Source organism: Ideonella sp. (genome assembly GCF_036277275.1).
In the GTDB taxonomy this organism is placed as follows: Bacteria; Pseudomonadota; Gammaproteobacteria; order Burkholderiales; family Burkholderiaceae_C; genus Ideonella.
Window position 1 is genome coordinate 1 of the sequence record NZ_DASUNH010000099.1, and the last position, 16327, is coordinate 16327.

At 67.1% G+C, this 16327-nt stretch carries 16 protein-coding genes and 1 riboswitch; of the genes, 2 read left to right on the forward strand and 14 right to left on the reverse strand.

Annotation, left to right across the window (positions count from 1 at the left end; genetic code table 11):
* Nucleotides 1-1082, reverse strand: a 1082-nt coding sequence (locus VFY73_RS16715) for a D-amino acid dehydrogenase (protein ID WP_329720765.1), incomplete at its 3' end; no start/stop codon positions are given.
* Nucleotides 1083-1136: 54 nt separating this feature from the next.
* Nucleotides 1137-1261, reverse strand: a riboswitch (glycine riboswitch).
* Between the two features lie 319 nt (nucleotides 1262-1580).
* Between VFY73_RS16715 and VFY73_RS16720 the strand changes: the two genes are divergently transcribed.
* The gene (locus VFY73_RS16720; protein WP_329720767.1) at nucleotides 1581-3140 is read left to right on the forward strand and encodes a S8 family serine peptidase; all 1560 of its coding nucleotides are present in this window, start codon (nucleotides 1581-1583) and stop codon (nucleotides 3138-3140) included.
* 73 nt (nucleotides 3141-3213) lie between these two features.
* Here the strand turns inward: VFY73_RS16720 and VFY73_RS16725 are convergent, their stop codons facing one another.
* Genes VFY73_RS16725 through VFY73_RS16735 form a run of 3 tightly spaced genes read right to left on the reverse strand, consistent with a single transcriptional unit; the run spans nucleotide 3214 to nucleotide 5408 of the window.
* On the reverse strand, nucleotides 3214-4068 hold the full coding sequence (locus VFY73_RS16725; RefSeq protein WP_329720769.1) for a toll/interleukin-1 receptor domain-containing protein: 855 nt from the start codon (nucleotides 4066-4068) through the stop codon (nucleotides 3214-3216).
* Nucleotides 4069-4086: 18 nt separating this feature from the next.
* Entirely contained in the window at nucleotides 4087-4752 is a 666-nt protein-coding gene (locus VFY73_RS16730) for a hypothetical protein (protein WP_329720771.1), read from the reverse strand.
* An 11-nt stretch (nucleotides 4753-4763) separates the two neighbouring features.
* Entirely contained in the window at nucleotides 4764-5408 is a 645-nt protein-coding gene (locus VFY73_RS16735) for a DUF599 domain-containing protein (protein WP_329720773.1), read from the reverse strand.
* A 126-nt stretch (nucleotides 5409-5534) separates the two neighbouring features.
* On the opposite strand from VFY73_RS16735, the gene VFY73_RS16740 reads away from it, so the two are divergent.
* The gene (locus VFY73_RS16740) at nucleotides 5535-6857 is read left to right on the forward strand and encodes an esterase-like activity of phytase family protein (protein WP_329720775.1); all 1323 of its coding nucleotides are present in this window, start codon (nucleotides 5535-5537) and stop codon (nucleotides 6855-6857) included.
* Between the two features lie 97 nt (nucleotides 6858-6954).
* Here the strand turns inward: VFY73_RS16740 and VFY73_RS16745 are convergent, their stop codons facing one another.
* From VFY73_RS16745 to ureG, 10 genes are all read right to left on the reverse strand, one after another.
* Nucleotides 6955-7917, reverse strand: coding sequence for a Gfo/Idh/MocA family oxidoreductase (locus VFY73_RS16745; RefSeq protein WP_329720777.1), 963 nt, complete (start codon nucleotides 7915-7917; stop codon nucleotides 6955-6957).
* A gap of 129 nt (nucleotides 7918-8046) precedes the next feature.
* Nucleotides 8047-8916: a class III extradiol dioxygenase subunit beta gene (locus VFY73_RS16750; protein WP_329720779.1), complete on the reverse strand. Its 870-nt coding sequence runs from the start codon at nucleotides 8914-8916 to the stop codon at nucleotides 8047-8049.
* Nucleotides 8916-9317 carry a protocatechuate 4,5-dioxygenase subunit alpha gene (ligA, locus tag VFY73_RS16755; protein WP_329720781.1) on the reverse strand — a complete coding sequence of 134 codons (402 nt, stop codon included), beginning with the start codon at nucleotides 9315-9317 and terminating at the stop codon, nucleotides 8916-8918. The genes VFY73_RS16750 and ligA overlap by 1 nt, the downstream gene beginning before the upstream one ends.
* Nucleotides 9318-9319: 2 nt before the next feature.
* Entirely contained in the window at nucleotides 9320-10240 is a 921-nt protein-coding gene (locus VFY73_RS16760) for an amidohydrolase family protein (protein WP_329720783.1), read from the reverse strand.
* 1 nt (nucleotide 10241) lies between these two features.
* A complete protein-coding gene (locus tag VFY73_RS16765; protein ID WP_329720785.1) occupies nucleotides 10242-11156 on the reverse strand; it encodes an NAD(P)-dependent oxidoreductase in 915 nt (304 codons plus the stop codon).
* Between the two features lie 210 nt (nucleotides 11157-11366).
* The gene (locus VFY73_RS16770) at nucleotides 11367-12341 is read right to left on the reverse strand and encodes a Bug family tripartite tricarboxylate transporter substrate binding protein (RefSeq protein WP_414654476.1); all 975 of its coding nucleotides are present in this window, start codon (nucleotides 12339-12341) and stop codon (nucleotides 11367-11369) included.
* 43 nt (nucleotides 12342-12384) lie between these two features.
* On the reverse strand, nucleotides 12385-13068 hold the full coding sequence (ligK, locus tag VFY73_RS16775; protein WP_329720795.1) for a 4-carboxy-4-hydroxy-2-oxoadipate aldolase/oxaloacetate decarboxylase: 684 nt from the start codon (nucleotides 13066-13068) through the stop codon (nucleotides 12385-12387).
* A gap of 17 nt (nucleotides 13069-13085) precedes the next feature.
* Nucleotides 13086-14120: an amidohydrolase family protein gene (locus VFY73_RS16780; RefSeq protein WP_329720789.1), complete on the reverse strand. Its 1035-nt coding sequence runs from the start codon at nucleotides 14118-14120 to the stop codon at nucleotides 13086-13088.
* The gene (locus tag VFY73_RS16785) at nucleotides 14117-15238 is read right to left on the reverse strand and encodes a 4-oxalomesaconate tautomerase (RefSeq protein ID WP_329720791.1); all 1122 of its coding nucleotides are present in this window, start codon (nucleotides 15236-15238) and stop codon (nucleotides 14117-14119) included. Before VFY73_RS16785 ends, VFY73_RS16780 begins: the two co-directional genes overlap by 4 nt.
* A gap of 298 nt (nucleotides 15239-15536) precedes the next feature.
* Entirely contained in the window at nucleotides 15537-16175 is a 639-nt protein-coding gene (gene ureG / locus VFY73_RS16790) for an urease accessory protein UreG (RefSeq protein ID WP_329720793.1), read from the reverse strand.
* Nucleotides 16176-16327: the final 152 nt, after the last annotated feature.

Below are 16327 nucleotides of genomic sequence, written 5' to 3' on the forward strand. Positions count from 1 at the left end.
CGCAGGCCGGTCCAGAACTGCGCTCGGCTCGCGTCGCCGGCGCCGGGGAAGAGCTCCTCGACGCGGCGCACGATCGCCTCGCAGCGCACGCGGTTCAGGTCGCGGTCGTAGCCGTTCAACTCCGCCGTGCCGGCGATGCGCAGTTTGTCGCCCAGGCGCGAGAAGACGAGCTTGTATTCGTCATCGGTCAGCGAGACCTGGTGCGCCTTGCTCGCGTCCTTGACCGGCATCGTCACCGAGTAGCCCTTGGCCGGGTAGATCGGCAGCGTGATGCCCAGCGGCCTGGCGAGCAGCGGGCTGAGCGATCCCATCGCCAGCACGTAGGCATCGCCACACAGGCGGTGATAGCAGCCTTGCGCATCGGTGGCCTCGACATGGTCGATGCGGCTGCCGGCTTCACGCAGCGCGGTCACCGTGTGGCTCATCAGGAAGCGTACGCCGGCCGCTTCGCAGCGGCGGGCGAGTTCGTGCACGAAGCGGTTCGCGTCGCCCGATTCGTCGGCCGGGGTGTAGGTGGCGCCGGCCAATTGCGGCCGGATGTGCGCCAGCGCCGGCTCGATGCGCACGGCCTGGTCGGCCGAGATCACGCGCCGGTCGCAGCCGAGTTCACGCATTTGCGCGGTCGGCCCTTCGGCGGCCGCGAACTCCTGCGGGCTGGTGTAGAAGTGCAGGATGCCTTGCGTGCGCTGGTCGTACTCGAGGCCAATGTCGCGCCGCAGTTGCTGCAGCGTGTCGCGGCTGTAGGTGCCCAGCCGCACGATCTGCTCGATGTTGTGGCGCGTGCGGCCGGGGGTGCACTCGCGCAGGAAGCGGAACACCCAGCCCCATTGCCGCGCGTCGGCGCGCAGGCGGAACAGCAGCGGGGCATCTTCCTTGGCCAGCCACTTCAGCACCTTCAGCGGGGCGCTGGGGTTGGCCCAGGGCTCGGCGTGACTGACCGAGATCTGGCCGCCGTTGGCGAAGCTGGTTTCGGCGGCGGGCGCGGCCTGCCGGTCGACGATCGTGACCTCGTGTCCGAGTTGGCGCAGGAAATAGGCGGAAGTGACGCCGAGCAGGCCGGCGCCGAGAACGACCACGTGCATGGTTTCTCCGAAAAGCGAGCGGCACGAAGCCCGATGGATGAGTGCTTCGTGCCTGCCGCTCCCCCTGTCCCCGGTACCTGAGAGATTCGGCCGCCGCGTGACTGCCGCGAGGCCTTGCTCCTTCGGTGCGCTGGTCCCGAACGTGAACGTTAGGCCAGCGGCTCTCCAGACGGCGATTGATCAGTGCAGTACGGAACCTGAGCGTGCATGGGAGTTTGCGCCTTCGGTGGCTGGGTTGACGGGTGTCGAAACCCAGCGCTCTCCTGCAGGGCCGATTGTAGGAGCACGGCGCCTCTGTCTTCGGCCGTGAACTATTCACGGCGAACTGAGCGGGTCGGATGAGTTTGCTCCGGGTTTGCCCGCGGCTGCGTCGAATGTCATGAGGATCGTTGAAGCTTTTGTAGTGGGCAAGCCCATCGGGCGCGTGGACACTGCGGCCTCGGATTCAAGTCCTTACGTTTTTTGCTTGATCGACCTTTCCTTTCTGGAGTTGTGAAGATGACCAAGACGAGCTTCCCGGTGTCCCGCCTGTGTGTCGGCCTGGGCCTGGCCTTTGCGATGATGGGCGCTGCCCAAGCTGCCGACACGACCCGCGTGGTCGTGACCTTCAAGTCCATCCAGGCGGCCAAGATGGCCCGCGCTGCCATCGCCCAGCTGGGCGGCAAGGTGAAGGTCGAGATCGACGGCGAGAACGTCGCCGTCGAACTGCCGAAGGCCGCCGCGATGGCGCTGGCCAAGCACACGTCGATCGCCCGCGTCGAGCAGGATGCGCCGCGCTATCCGCTGTCGCTGACCACGCCGTCGGACGGCAAGCCCTACAAGCTCGGCCAGCTGGTGCCCTACGGCATCGCGCTGACCCAGGCCGACAAGCTGAAGGACACCAACGCCAGCAACCGCAAGATCTGCATCATCGACTCGGGCTATGGCCTGGGTCACGAAGACCTGCAGAACAACGCCAACGTCACCGGTGACGACGACATCGGCGGTGCCGGCCAGTGGTCGGTCGACGGCTCGCACCACGGCACCCACGTCGCCGGCACGATCTCGGCGATCAACAACCTGGACAAGGGCGTGGTCGGCGTGCTGCCGAACAAGCAGATCAAGCTGCACATCATCAAGGTCTTCGGCGACGACGGCGCCTGGGCCTACTCGTCGACGCTGTCGGCCGCTGCGAAGAAGTGCCAGGCTGCCGGTGCCAACGTGATCAGCATGTCGCTCGGCGGCCCGCTGCCGAACGCCACCGAGAAGAACACCTTCACCGCGCTGCAGAACGCAGGCATCCTGTCGATCGCCGCAGCCGGCAACGGTGGCAACACCCAGACCTCGTACCCCGCCGGTTATCTGCCGGTGATGTCGGTGGCCGCGGTGGACGAGCATTCGGCTTGGGCCAGCTTCTCGCAGCGCAACAAGGACGTCGAGATCGCCGGTCCGGGCGTGGGCGTGCTGTCGACCGTGCCGATGGGCACCGGCTCGGAGCCGTCGCTGCAAGTTGGCGGTGTCGACTACGCACCGGGCGCGATGGACGGCTCGCCGCAAGGCAGCGCGACCGCCGCACTGGCCGACTTCGGCCTGGGTGATGCGATCGACAACTCGGTGTCCGGCAAGGTCTGCCTGATCCAGCGCGGCAACATCGCCTTCTCGGAGAAGGTGCTGAACTGCCAGAACTCGGGTGGCGTGGGCGCGGTGGTCTACAACAACGTCGCCGGCGGCTTCGCCGGCACGCTGGGTGGCGTGGCCACCACCATCCCGTCGGTGACCGCTTCGGACACCGAAGGCGCCGCGATGAAGGGCCAGCTCGGCCAGTCGGCCACCGTCGCCGTGCAAGCCACGAGCTACGCCTACTTCGACGGCACCTCGATGGCCACGCCGCACGTCTCGGCCGTCGCTGCCCTGGTGTGGAGCTACCACACCGAGTGCACCGGCGAGCAGATCCGCCAGTCGCTGAACAAGTCCGCCAAGGACCTGGACGTGGCCGGTCGCGATGTCAAGACCGGCTACGGCCTGGTCCAGGCCAAGGCCGCTCACACCCGCATCACCAACCTGGGCTGCGGCAACTGATCAGGGCTTCGGCTCTCAATGAAAGCGGGGCCTTCGGGCCCCGTTTCCTTTTGTGCGGTGATCGGCGCTGCGGCTACTTCGGCGTGCGCCAGGCCAGCCGTGCCAGCGCCAGCAAGGCCGCCACCACCAGCGTGGCCAGCAACGCGGTGCCGACCGCCTGGCCCAGGCGGGCCATCGGGGCGGCCTCTTCGCTGGCGCCGGCCGCCAAGGCCATCACCACCAGCAGCACCGCGGCCAACAAACCCCAGCCCAGCGTGCCGAAGAAGGGCCGCAGCAGCGCCTTCCAATGGGCCAGGCCCAGCGTGCGAACCCGCTGCACCGCATAGGCGCCGACCGGCAGCAGCAACACCGCCGCCAGCACGGCATGCTGTGCGACGAAGGCCAGCGCATTCCAGCCGTTGTGGCCCGCAGCCGCGTCCGCTTGCGCCTGCAGCGCCGTGAACTGGGCCACGCCGGTGGCAATCGCCGTGGCGCCGATCAGGTGCAGCGCCGGCCGGACCAGCGCGGCGCGTGGTCGCGGCGGTGGCGGTTGGGCGCCAGCCCCCAACCGCTCGTCGACGACCTTCAGCAGTCCGGCGAAGCCGGCGTCGTCGGCCGTGCGTGACCAGGTCGACAAGTCGATGGCGTGCAGACCCCCGAAGCCCAACGCGGGCCGGGCCCGATCGATCAGCAGCGGTAGCAGCTTGCCCTGGGTCAACGCCAGATCGGCCTCGTCAGCGACGAAGCGAGAAACCCGCGAGCGCTCCGACCAGACCACCAGCACCAGCGCTGCCGCGTCGAGCTCGGCCTGGAGCTGCAAGCGGAACTCACCACCGACGTCCAGCGCACGGTCCCACCAGACGGCGTGGCCCGCCTCGGTGAGCGCGTGCGCGAGGTCGGCCACGAAGGGCTTGTCTTCGTGGGCATAGGAAATGAACAGGCCGGCCATGGGAAGCGGGCGCGGGGCTCACGGCGGCAGGCGTTCGCCCAGTTGCCCCTGCAGCGCGACACGCAGGTCGAAAGCTGCGCGGCGCAGCCGGGTGTAGCGCTCGGTCAGCTGTTCCAGCTGTGCCAGCTCACCCGGCGTGCCCGGTGGTGGCAGGGCCTTCAGGCGTGCAAGCAGCGTTTGGCGCTCCTGCAGCGCCGACTGCAGCGCCAGGCGGTCTTCGTCGGGCAACGCGACTTCCAGCCGCGTGCCTGGCCGGGCGACGACCGCCTGCACCCGCCCGGCGGCCGCGCTGATCTCGTCGACGTCGGCCACCGCTGCGCGCCACACGCGCTCGCGTTGCGCCGGGGAGTCGAATCGTTCGGCACGTGCGGTCTCGAGGTAGCTGCGCAGGTCGCCGATGAAGACCTGCTGGCGCGGCAGCATGAAGTCCAGGGCCAGGGTCAGCTCCATCAACTGTGCTTGCGCGGCTTCCCGCTCGAGCGGCGGCAGGCCAGACAGGCCCAGACGCTCGACCCGCACCGCAGTGCCCGCCAGCAGGCTTGCGGCGGCACCGAGAAACCGCACCATCGTCGCCAACGTGTCCAGCGCTGTCTCGGCATGCGCCAGGCCCGCAGCGGCCAGCCAGCTCAAGCCGACCACGCAGGCCGCGCGGCGAGTGGGGCAGTGGGCAGTGGCGCTGGCCATGGTGTTTCGCGTCAGTCCACCTCGACGTCGTTCGCCGGCTGGTCGAACAGACGCAGGCCGATGGTCAACAGCACGGTGGCCGGCAGCATCGCCAGCGGGTGCACGACGCCGGCGACGGCCGGCAACACCATCAGGAACAGGCGCAGGCCCCAGCTGTACATCAGCCCGGCGCGTCGCACGTGGTGGGCGGCGGCGCTGTTCAGCTCGGCGCGTTCGGGCCGGTCGACCGGGATCGAGACGATGAAACTGGCATGGCTGTAATGCCGCGTCGACAGGGCCGAGCAGACATACGACGCGAACAGCAGGCCGACCAGCATCGCCTGCAGCAAGGTGTGCAGGGCGTTCTCGCCCGACCAGCGCGACAGGTTTGCGGCCAGTGATGCGCCGGTCATGCTCAAGGCGCCCATCACCGCCAGTGCTGCCGTCGAGGCCGAGATCGACGCAGCCATCAGCGAGTTGCGCAAGGCCTGCACGGCGACGATCTCATGGCCAGGCTTGCCGCTCAGCGACACCACCCAGTGCATGCGCAGCTTCGCGTTCGCATAACGGGCCAAACGCTCGGGCTGGCGCTGGCCGATGCGGTGCACGCGCCATTCGTAGGCCACCAGCAGCAGGACGCTGAGGTTGAAGCTGAGCCAGGGGACGAGGTTGGTCACAGGCAGGCACCGGCGTGGCGACAAGGCGAATCATAGGCGCGTCATGCCGCCGTCATCACATGCTCACGGCCCTGTCATCGCTGCTTGAAAGCATCGCAGGTTCCTCCGCGTTACGAAAGAAAATCGATGCACCGCACACCTCGCCGTTCCCGCCTCGCGCTGGCCAGCGCCGTCGCATTGCCCGCCGTGTTCGCACTGTCCGCCGCCCATGCTGCCGGCACGCTGACCGGCTTTGCCTCGATGCCAGCCGACACATTTGCCCCCGGCCCGACCTCAGGCCAGTTCGCCAGCAGCGCCAACGGCCGCACGCTGCCGCTGGTGGGCAAGCAGCCGGTGCAGGGCTTCTCGGCGGTATTGCCCGGCCCGGTGGACGGCACCTTCCAGGTCATGCCCGACAACGGGTTCGGTGCCAAGACCAATTCGCCCGATACGCTGCTGCGCCTGTACACCGTGCGACCCGAGTTTCGTGTCTGGACCGACACCGGCCTGGCCGGCAGCGCCCGTGTCATCCCGGTCGATCGTGACAGCGGCGCGGGGCTGGATACGTTCGACAGGCGCAGCTACATCACGCTGAACGACAACGAACGCCAGCTCGGCTTTCCGATCGTGGCCGACGGTGCGTTCTATCCCTACGCCGGCAGCGGCCCCGGCAGCGCCGACATTCCGGTCGACGAAGTCATCGCCAGACGCCGGCTGCTGACCGGTGCTGATTTCGACATCGAATCGGTGCGCGTGGACCGCCATGGTCACCTGTGGTTCGGCGACGAGCTCGGGCCGTTCCTGTTGCAGACCAACGCCAAGGGCAAGGTTCTGCGCGCCGAGGTGCCGATGCCGGGCGTGAAGTCACCCGACAGCCCGCACCTGAACGGCGGCACGCCGACCCTGGGCCGCTCGCGCGGCTTCGAGGGGATGGCGATCGATGCGTCGGGCAGGCACCTGTTCACGCTGCTCGAAGGTACGGTGGCGGGTGACCCGGTGGGCAGCTTGCGCATCAATCGCTTCGACATCCGAACGGCGGCCTACACCGGCCAGCAGTGGCTGTACAAGCTGGAGCCGCAGGGCACCAACATCGGCGACATGACGGCGGTCAACGAGCATCAGTTCCTCGTCATCGAGCGCAATGGCACCGAGACGCCGCGCTTCAAGAAGGTCTACTTGGTCGACCTGAACGTCGTCGACAGCGGCGGCTTTGTCAGCAAGACCGAAGTCATCGACCTGATGAACGTGGCCGACCCGCACGACCTGAACCAGGACGGCCAGTCGATGTTCACGTTCCCGTTCGTGACGATCGAGGATGTGCTGGTGCTGGACGCGCACACGCTGCTGGTGATCAACGACAACAACTACCCCGGCAGCAGCCGCGACGAAGGCCAACCCGACCCGACCGAGTTCCTGCGCTTGACGCTGGACGTGGCGCTCCCGGTCGACGACGAGACGCCGCTGCGCTGAGCAGGCATGAAAGGGGGCCGCAGCCGACCTGCGGCGTTGCGGCATCGGCTGCTCGCGCAGTCGGTGCCGCTGCCGTCGAGGCCGGTGCTGCCGGCCGTCAGCCGGCGTTCAACTGCTGCTCCAGCCGGTGCAACACCCGGTAGCAGGGCAGCACCTGGGCCACGCTGGCGTTGGGCTCGCGGCCTTCGCGGATCGCGGCGAAGAACTCGCGGTCCTGCAGCTCGATGCCGTTCATCGAGACGTCGACCTTCGACACGTCGATCTGCTCGTCCTTGCCATTGAACAGGTCGTCGTAGCGGGCGATATAGGTGGCTGTGTCGCCGATGTAGCGGAAGAAGGTGCCCAGTGGGCCCTCGTTGTTGAAGCTTAAGGAGAGCGTGCAGATCGCGCCGTTGGCCGCCTTCAGCTGGATCGACATGTCCATCGCGATGCCGAGCGTCGGGTGGATCGGCCCTTGGATCGCATGGGCCTGCACAACGGGGCTGCCGCACTGGTAGGCGAACAGGTCCACCGTGTGGGCAGCGTGGTGCCACAGCAAATGGTCGGTCCAACTGCGTGGCTGGCCCAGCGCGTTCATGTTGGTGCGGCGGAAGAAGTAGGTCTGCACATCCATCTGTTGAATGTTGAACTCACCAGCCTTGATCTTGTTGTACACGAACTGGTGGCTGGGGTTGAAGCGGCGCGTGTGGCCGCACATCGCCACCAGCCCGGTCTCACGCTGCACCTGAACCACCTCTTCACCGGCAGTCAGCATGTCGCACAACGGGATCTCGACCTGCACATGCTTGCCGGCCTTCAGGCAGGCGATGCTTTGCGCCGCATGCATCTGTGTCGGCGTGCACAGGATCACCGCATCGACCTCGGGCAGGGCCAGGCTGTCGGCCAGCTCCGTGCTGACATGAGGGATGGCGTAGCGCGCGGCGACTTCCTTCGTCTTGTCCAGCTCGCGGCTGACCAGCGACACGACCTCGACGCCATCGATGTTCTTGATGCCGTCCAGGTGCTTGATGCCGAAGGCACCGGCACCGGCCAGTGCCACACGGACCTTGGTATTGCTCATTCAGTTTCTCCTCGGTCAGGGTCGCCCATGGGGCGCCCGCCATTCAAGTCGCTTGCGCGGATCCGGCTTTGCCGGTCCGCTGCAAGAGCCCCCCTTGGGGGGGCAGCCCCCGGAAGGGGGCGTGGGGGCTCAACATTCCTCCAGGATCAGGTGGCCGACGGCCGTGTTCGAGGCGGGCACGTGATAGAAGCGGTGCTTCACGGTCGGCTTCGGGCCGCCATGGATGTCGGCCATCGCGCCGCGGGCGATCAGCCACATCACCAGCTCGATGCCCTCCGAGCCCGCTTCGCGCACGTAGTCGATGTGCGGCACCCTCGACAGGCCTTCGGGGTCTTCGATCAAGCGGTCGAGGAAGGCGTTGTCCCAATCGCGATTGATCAGGCCGGCGCGCGCGCCCTGCAACTGGTGGCTCATGCCTCCGGTGCCCCAGATCTGCACCTTCAGATCGGTGTCGAACGTTTCGATCGCGCGGCGAATCGCCTGGCCCAGCATGAAGCAGCGCCGACCCGATGGCACCGGGTACTGCACCACGTTGACGGCGAACGGGATCACCGGGCAGGGCCAGGCCCCATGGACCGGGTCTTGCGGGCCGCACATCAACGACAGCGGCACCGTCAGGCCGTGGTCCACATCCATCTTGTTGGCGATGGTCAGGTCGAAGTCGTCCTGGATCACGCTTTGCGCGATGTGCGCGGCCAGCTCGGGGTGGCCGATCACGGTGGGCACCGGGCGCGGGCCCCAGCCTTCGTCCGCTGGCCTGAACTCGGCTGCGCAGCCGATCGCGAAGGTCGGGATCAGCTCGAGGCTGAAGGCGCTGGCGTGGTCGTTGTAGACCAGAAAGATGACGTCGGGCTTCTCGTCCTTCAGCCATTGCTTCGAGTAATCGTAGCCCTTGAACACTGGCTGCCAGTACGGATCAGCCGTCTTGCCGAGGTCGAGGGCCGCACCGATGGCCGGCACGTGCGAGGTGTAGACGCTGGCGGTGATCTTGGCGGCCATTACTTCTTCTCTCCGGTCTTTTCGCCGATGTAGCGGTTGCCCTCGGGCGAGCGGCCACCGGCCAGCATCATCGCGGCGTACTCTTCTTGCGTCATGCCGGTCATGCTGGCGGCCATGTACTGGAAGCTCTTGCCGTCGGTGGCACCGATCTTGGCCAGGAAATAGATGTTGCCGCCAGCCGCGATGCAGCGGTTCAGGTCGCGCGTCAGCACGCCCTGCTTCTGCTCTTCGGTCATCGGCCATTCGTCGAGGTAGGCGCGCTCGTCGGCCTTGAAGCGGGTGCGGTTCTCGGGCTTCATCAGCGACATGCAGAACTGGTTCAGCCAATAGCCCTTGCGCGACTGCTCGGCGTCGAAGATGGTCGTGCCGGGCACGTCCAGGTAGGGTTTTTTCAGGGCCATCGTCAGCCTTTCGTTTCTTCAGGCCAATAGAGGCGCATCGGGTTGTCGACCAGCAGTTTCTTCTGCAACTCGGCCGTTGGCGCGATGTGGGGAATGAAGTCGACCAGCAGACCGTCGTCGGGCATGTGGTCTTTCAGGTTCGGATGCGGCCAATCGGTACCCCAGAGGACCCGGTCGGGGAAGGTCTCGACGATGCGGCGGGCAAATGGCAGCACGTCGCGGTAGGCCGCCTGTTCGCCGTTCAGCGCCTTCGGGCCGCTGACCGACAAGCGCTCCGGGCAGCTGACCTTGCTCCAGACGTTCGGGTGCTCGCGCATGAAGCGGACGAAGAGCTCGAACTCGGGCCCGTCGATGGGTTTGCTCACGTCGGGCCGGCCCATGTGGTCGACGACGATGGTGGTGGGCAGTGTGGTGAAGAACCCCCACAGCTCGGGCAGATCGACCGCCTCGAAGTAGATGACGACGTGCCAGCCGAGGGCCGCGATGCGGTTGGCGATTTCCAGCAATTCGTCCTTGGGCGTGAAGTCGACCAGGCGCTTGACGAAGTTGAAGCGAACGCCGCGCACGCCGGCCGCGTGCAACTGTTGCAGATCGTCGTCGGTGATGCTGCGCCGCACGGTGGCCACGCCGCGGGCGCGGCCATTCGAGGCCAGACAGGCATCGACCATCGCGCGGTTGTCCGCGCCGTGGCAGGTGGCTTGCACGATCACGTTGCGGGCGAAACCCAGGTGGTCGCGCAGTGCGAACAGCTGCCGCTTGCCCGCGTCGCAAGGAGTGTACTTGCGCTCGGGTGCGAACGGAAACTCGTCGCCAGGGCCGAACACATGGCAGTGCGCGTCGACGCTGCCCGCTGGCAATTGGAAGCGGGGTTTGGTCGGCCCGACGTACCAGTCCAGCCAGCCCGGGGTCTTGTCGTATGGCATCTCAGTCCTTCTTCTTCGACTGACGGAGGATGCGGTCAGCTTCCGTGCGCCAGTCGGGGCTGCGGCCAAAGCCTGGTGCGCCTGGCGGACCGAAGACGCCGGCATCGGCCAGGTCGGCCACCCAGCCCTGGCGCTCGGCCGTGCCGGCGGCGCTCCACGGTTCGAGGCCCGCTTCGCGCACCGTCTGGGCGACCTCGCGCACCTCTTCGCTGCGACGGCGGCCATGCTCGATCACACGCTGGAAGAAGTAGGCGGCCTGCTTCTCCCAGTCGATGCCGGGGAAGGTCTCGCGCAGCGAGGCGATCACCGCGTCTTCGACGCCGTAGTGGCGGGCGGTCGTGAAGCTCTCGATCACCATCGCCTCGAGGCCCTTGATCATCACGCTGCGGCACATCTTGGTGGCCGAGGCCACGCCGAGCCGTTCGCTCACCACCTTGGCGGCAAAGCCGAGAGCGTCCAGCATCGGGACCAGTGACGCGGCATCCGGCCCGCCCAGCAGCAATGGCACCTTGATGCGGTAGGGCGGCACGCTGGTCATCACGGCGCCCTCCACGTAGCGGCCGCCGGCCGCGTTGATGTGCGTGGCGGCGCGTTGCTTCGCGCCCGGCGAGGCGGAGTTGACATCGAGGAAGAAGGCGCCCGGCCGCAAGGCCGCTGCGCAGGCCTGCGCCACCGGCACCGCCTGGCTGGCGGTGACCGCGCTGACGATCAGGTCGCTGCCAGCGGCCAACTCGGTGTGCGAGGCTGTCAGCTTCACCCCGTGCGCCGACGCATGGCCCATCAGCGGCCCGGCACTCTCGGCATGGCCCAGCTTCAGGTCGCAGGCGCTGACCGCCACACCCTGTGCGCGCAGATCCTCAGCCAGGATGCGGCCCACCTCGCCGTAGCCGACGAGGCCGATATGCCATTGCGTCATGTAGACCCCCACGCCCCCTTCCGGGGCACTACCTTGCAGGCCGCGCCGGGCCAGAGGCCCGGCCCCTTGCCAGGCACGAACAGTCCTCAGGACTGTCCATGTCCGGGCAAGGCCCCCCGAGGGGGGCTCGCGCAGCGGACCGGCAGAGCCGGATCCGCGCACGCCACTTGAAGAGCGGCGGCTGCAAAGCAGCGCCTCGAACGGCGACCATCAGTCCAGCGCCACCTTGGCCCGCTTGATCACATCCGCATACTTCGTCGACTCCGAGGCGATGAACGCATTGAACTGCTCACGCGTCACCGGGAAGGTCTCGTAGCCGAAGGTGGCGTAGCGGTCCTTGATGTCCGGCTCTGCCAGCGCGGCTTCGATGTCTTTCTGGATCTTGTCGGCCACGGCTTTGGGCAGGCCCCTCGGCGCCGCGATCGTCGTCCAGCCGGTCACCTCGTAGCCTGCCGGACCACCGGATTCGGCGACCGTCGGCACATCGGGGAACGTGGGGTGGCGCCTGGGGGCGGTGACGGCGATGAACTTGATCTTGCCCGAGCGTTGCAGCGGGCCGGCGGTGGCCAGCGTGCCGAGCGAGAAGTTCAGCTCGCCGTTGGCGACGCCCGTGTAGAGCATCGACGTTTCCTTGTAGACGATGTGCTGCATCTCGGTGCTGGTCATCGACTCGAGCAGCGCCGAGCCCAGGTGAACCGGGTTGCCGATCGACCATGAGCCGTAGTTCAGCACGCCGGGGCGGGCCTTGGCGTCGGCCACGATGTCACCCACGGTCTTGTACTTGCTGGTCGTGGGCACGCCGACGAAGAAGTAGGTGCGGAACAGCGGCGTGATCGGCTCGAAGTCTTTCACCGGGTCGTACGGCAGCTTCTTGAACAGCGACGGGTAGGCGACCAGGTGCACGTTGTCGAGTTGCAGCAGGTCGGTGCCGTCGGTGGCGCCGCGCTTGAAGGCGTCGATCGCGAGGAAGCCATTGGCGCCCGGCTTGTTTTCAACGATGACCGGCTTGCCCCATTTCTTCTGCAGCTTCTCGGCCAGCACGCGCACGACCGCCTCCGGCCCCGCGCCGGCCGGGAACGGCGTGATGATGCGCACCGGCTTGGCCGGCCAGTCTTCGGCCTGGGCTGGCACCGCGGCGATCAAGGTCGCTGCGGCGGCCAGCGCCACGGCGGCGCGGCGGTTCATGGTTGTCATCGTCTTTGGTCTCCATCCACAACGGGTCGGGCAATCAATCGATGTAGCGCAGCCCGGCCTTCTCGAGCGGCCCACGCATCTGGTACATGTCCAGGCCCAGCACGCCGCTGGCCAGCTTGGCGCGCTTCTCGCCTTCGAAGCTCTCGCGTTTTTCGGCTACGTCGGCGACCTGGCCCGCGATCGCGGCAGGCACGACGACCACGCCGTCGACATCGGCGATCACCACGTCGCCCGGGTTGACGACGGCGCCGGCGCAAACGATGGGCACGTTGACCGAGCCCAGCGTCGCCTTGATCGTGCCTTTGGCGTGGATCGCCTTGCTGAAGACGGGGAAGCCCATCTTCTCGAGTTCGGCCACATCGCGCACGCCGCCGTCGATCACCAGACCTCTGGCGCCGCGGGCCTGGAATGAGGTGGCCAGCAGGTCGCCGAAGAAGCCGTCTTCGTTGTCGGTGGTGCAGGCGGCCACGGCCACGTCACCCGGCTGCAACTGCTCGGCTGCCACGTGCATCATCCAGTTGTCGCCCGGTTGCAGCAGGATCGTGACCGCCGTGCCGCAAGTCTTCGCGCCGGCGTAGACGGGACGCATGTAGGGCTTCATCAGCCCGACGCGACCCATCGCTTCGTGGATGGTGGCGACGCCGAACTGCGAGAGCTTGTCGACTGCGGCCTTGTCGGCGCGCTCGATGCGGCGCTTGACGACGCCGAGCTGGTTCATCGGCAGGTTGCTCATGCTCACAGCCCTTTCTTCTTCAGCGCCGCGTCGAGCCGGGTGAAGACACGCCGCGCATTGCCTTCGTAGACCTGGTGCTTCTGCTCGGAGGTCAGTACCGTAGAGGCTTCGATGTAGCGCTTGGTGTCGTCATAGTTGAAGCCGGTCTCCGGATCGACGCCACGCACCGCGCCGATCATTTCGCTGGCGAACAGGATGTTGTCGACCGGGATCACGGTGGTGAGCAGGTCGATGCCGGGCTGGTGGTAGACGCAGGTGTCGAAGAAGATGTTCTTCAGCAGGTGCTCTTGCAGCAGCGGCTTCTTCAGCTCTTGCGCCAGGCCACGGAACCGGCCCCAGTGGTAGGGCACCGCGCCGCCGCCGTGCGGGATCAGGAACTTCAGCGTCGGGAAGTCCTTGAACAGGTCCGACGTCAGGCACTGCATGAAGGCGGTGGTGTCCGCATTCAGGTAGTGCGCGCCGGTGGTGTGGAAGCACGCGTTGCAGCTGGTGCTCACATGGATCATCGCGGGGATGTCGTACTCGACCATCTTTTCGTAGATCGGGTACCAGTGCCGGTCAGACAGCGGCGGCGAGGTCCAGTGCCCGCCCGACGGATCGGGGTTCAGGTTGATGCCGACGTTGCCGTACTGCTCCACGCACTTGACGAGTTCGGGGATGCAGGTCTTCGGGTCGGCCCCCGGCGATTGCGGCAGCATCGCGGCGGGGATGAAGTGATCCGGGAACAGCTGCGAGACGCGAAAGCACAGCTCGTTGCAGATCGCGGCCCAGGTCGACGAGGTCTCGAAGTCGCCGATGTGGTGGGCCATGAAGCTGGCGCGTGGCGAAAAGATCGTCAGGTCCGAGCCGCGTTGCTTCATCAGCTTCAGCTGGTTTGATTCGATCGTCTCTCGGATGTCGTCGTCGCTGATCTTCAGATCCGAGGCTTTCGGCGTCTTCGACGGGTCTTTCAGTCCGGCGACCTGCAGGTCGCGCCAGGCCCCGAGGGCGGCTGGCGCAGTGGTGTAGTGGCCGTGGACGTCGATGATGAGGCTCATGCTTGAGGCCCTTTCCAGACCGATGCGGGCACCATCACCTCACCGCGCATCAGCAGGCGCGCGGTGCGCAGCAGTGCGGCCTGGGTGACGCTTTGCGGGTTCGCGGGATCGATGGCCAACGAGACGCTGAACTCACCGGTCGGGTGTTCGACCGAGACCTTCTTGGCCAACCCCTTGGGCATCACCGCCACGCCGTCGCAGACCGAGCCTTCGAGCACGCAGGCGGTGCCGACGGTGACCGCGGCGAGCACGCCGATCGCGTCGTGGCACACATGGGGGATGAAGCTGCGCGTGCAGATGGCCCCCCCGTTCACCGGCGGTGCGATCAGCGTCATCTTCGGGTAGTTCTTGCTGCTCACGTCGCCCAGGCCCATGCGGCGGGACACGGTCAGGCGCAGCGCCTCGATCTTCGCTTTCAGGTCGGCATCGGCGTTCAGCTCGGCCACGCTTTCGTAGCCGCTGCGGCCCAGGTCCGTGGCCTTGAAGATCACCAGCGGCATGCCGTTGTCGATGCAGGTCACGTCGAGCGTGAAGGTGGCGAAGCCGGCGCCTTCGACGGTGATGGTGTCGCGCACGCGGCCGGTGGGCAGCAGGCCCGAGCAGACCGAGCCGGCGGTGTCGAGAAAATTGATCGTGATCGGCGCCGCGGTGCCCGGCGCGCCGTCGATGCGCGCGTCGCCTTCGTATTCGACTTGGCCGCCGGGCGTGTGCACGGTGATGTCGCAAGCCATGTCGGTGTTCAGCGTCAACACGCGGAACGTGCTGGTCTCGCCCTGCGCTTTCACTATGCCGGTTTCGAGCGCAAAGGGCACGACGGCGGCGAGCATGTTGCCGCAGTTGGGCGTGGTGTCGACGGTGTTCTTGTCGGGCTGCAATTGCGCGAACAGGAACTCGAGGTCGACGCCGGGGCGGGTGCTGGTCGAGACGATGCCGACCTTGCTGGTCAGCGGGTGGGCGCCGCCCAGGCCGTCGATCTGGCGCTTGTCGGGCGAGCCCATCGCCGCGAGCAACACCTTGTCGCGGGTGGGTGTGTCGGCCGGCAGGTCTGCGGCCCGGAAGAACGGCCCCTTGGAGGTGCCGCCCCGCATCAGCAGGCAGGGAATGGCGGTTTGAGGCATGGCGAGTGTCCGAGGCAGTGGTTTGCATTCTCGGAATTGCCTGCCATGCCGGCTAGGTTCGGTGGGGACTAGCAGCTATCTTTGTTTGGCATGGATACGGTCAGGTCGCTGGCGGCTTGCCGAGGGTGGCGAGGCGGCCAATCGGGACGGGCCTGGGCTCACGTTAGACGCTCACCCAAACCCATCCCGATCGTCCGCTGGGCACCCACGGCGGCGCGCGAAGGCGTGCCAGGATCAATCAGGTGGGTACGCGAACGCGCTGCCGAGACGCGTCCAGCGGTGCGAATCTCCCGGCTGCCTAAGCCGTCAGCAAACCCTTGCGCTCAATGAACGCCACGACCTCCGCCAATCCGGTCTTCGTCTTCAGATTCGTCATCACGAACGGCTTCACACCCCGCATCCGTTTCGTATCCGCCTCCATCACCGACAGATCAGCCCCCACGTAGGGTGCCAGGTCGGTCTTGTTGATGACGAACAGGTCGCTCTTGGTGATGCCGGGGCCACCCTTGCGCGGGATCTTCTCGCCCGCCGCCACGTCGATCACGTAGATCGTCAGGTCGCTCAACTCGGGGCTGAAGGTGGCTGCGAGGTTGTCGCCGCCGGACTCGATGAAGACGATGTCGGCGTCGGGGAAGCGGTCGAGCATGCGGTCGACCGCTTCGAGGTTGATCGATGCGTCTTCGCGGATGGCCGTGTGCGGGCAGCCGCCGGTTTCGACGCCCATGATCCGCTCCGGCGCCAGCGCGCCGGCGACCGTCAGCAGGCGCTGGTCTTCCTTGGTGTAGATGTCGTTGGTGACGACCACCAGGTCCCAGCGTTCGCGCATGGTCTTGCACAGCATCTCGACCAGGGTGGTCTTGCCCGAGCCGACCGGGCCGCCGACGCCGACGCGCAAGGGAGGCAGGGGCTTGGTGCGGCGGGGCAGGGCAGTGTTCATGGCGGCGGGGCGAATGGCGGCGGATTGCCGCGCCATCATGGCATGCACGTCGCGTGCCCGGAGACCAGGGCGGGTGTGCGGCGGCGGGCCACTCCCGGGTGAGGGAGGGGGCACCGGAGGCGGCCATGCCGTCCGCACGAGAAGCATCGTCC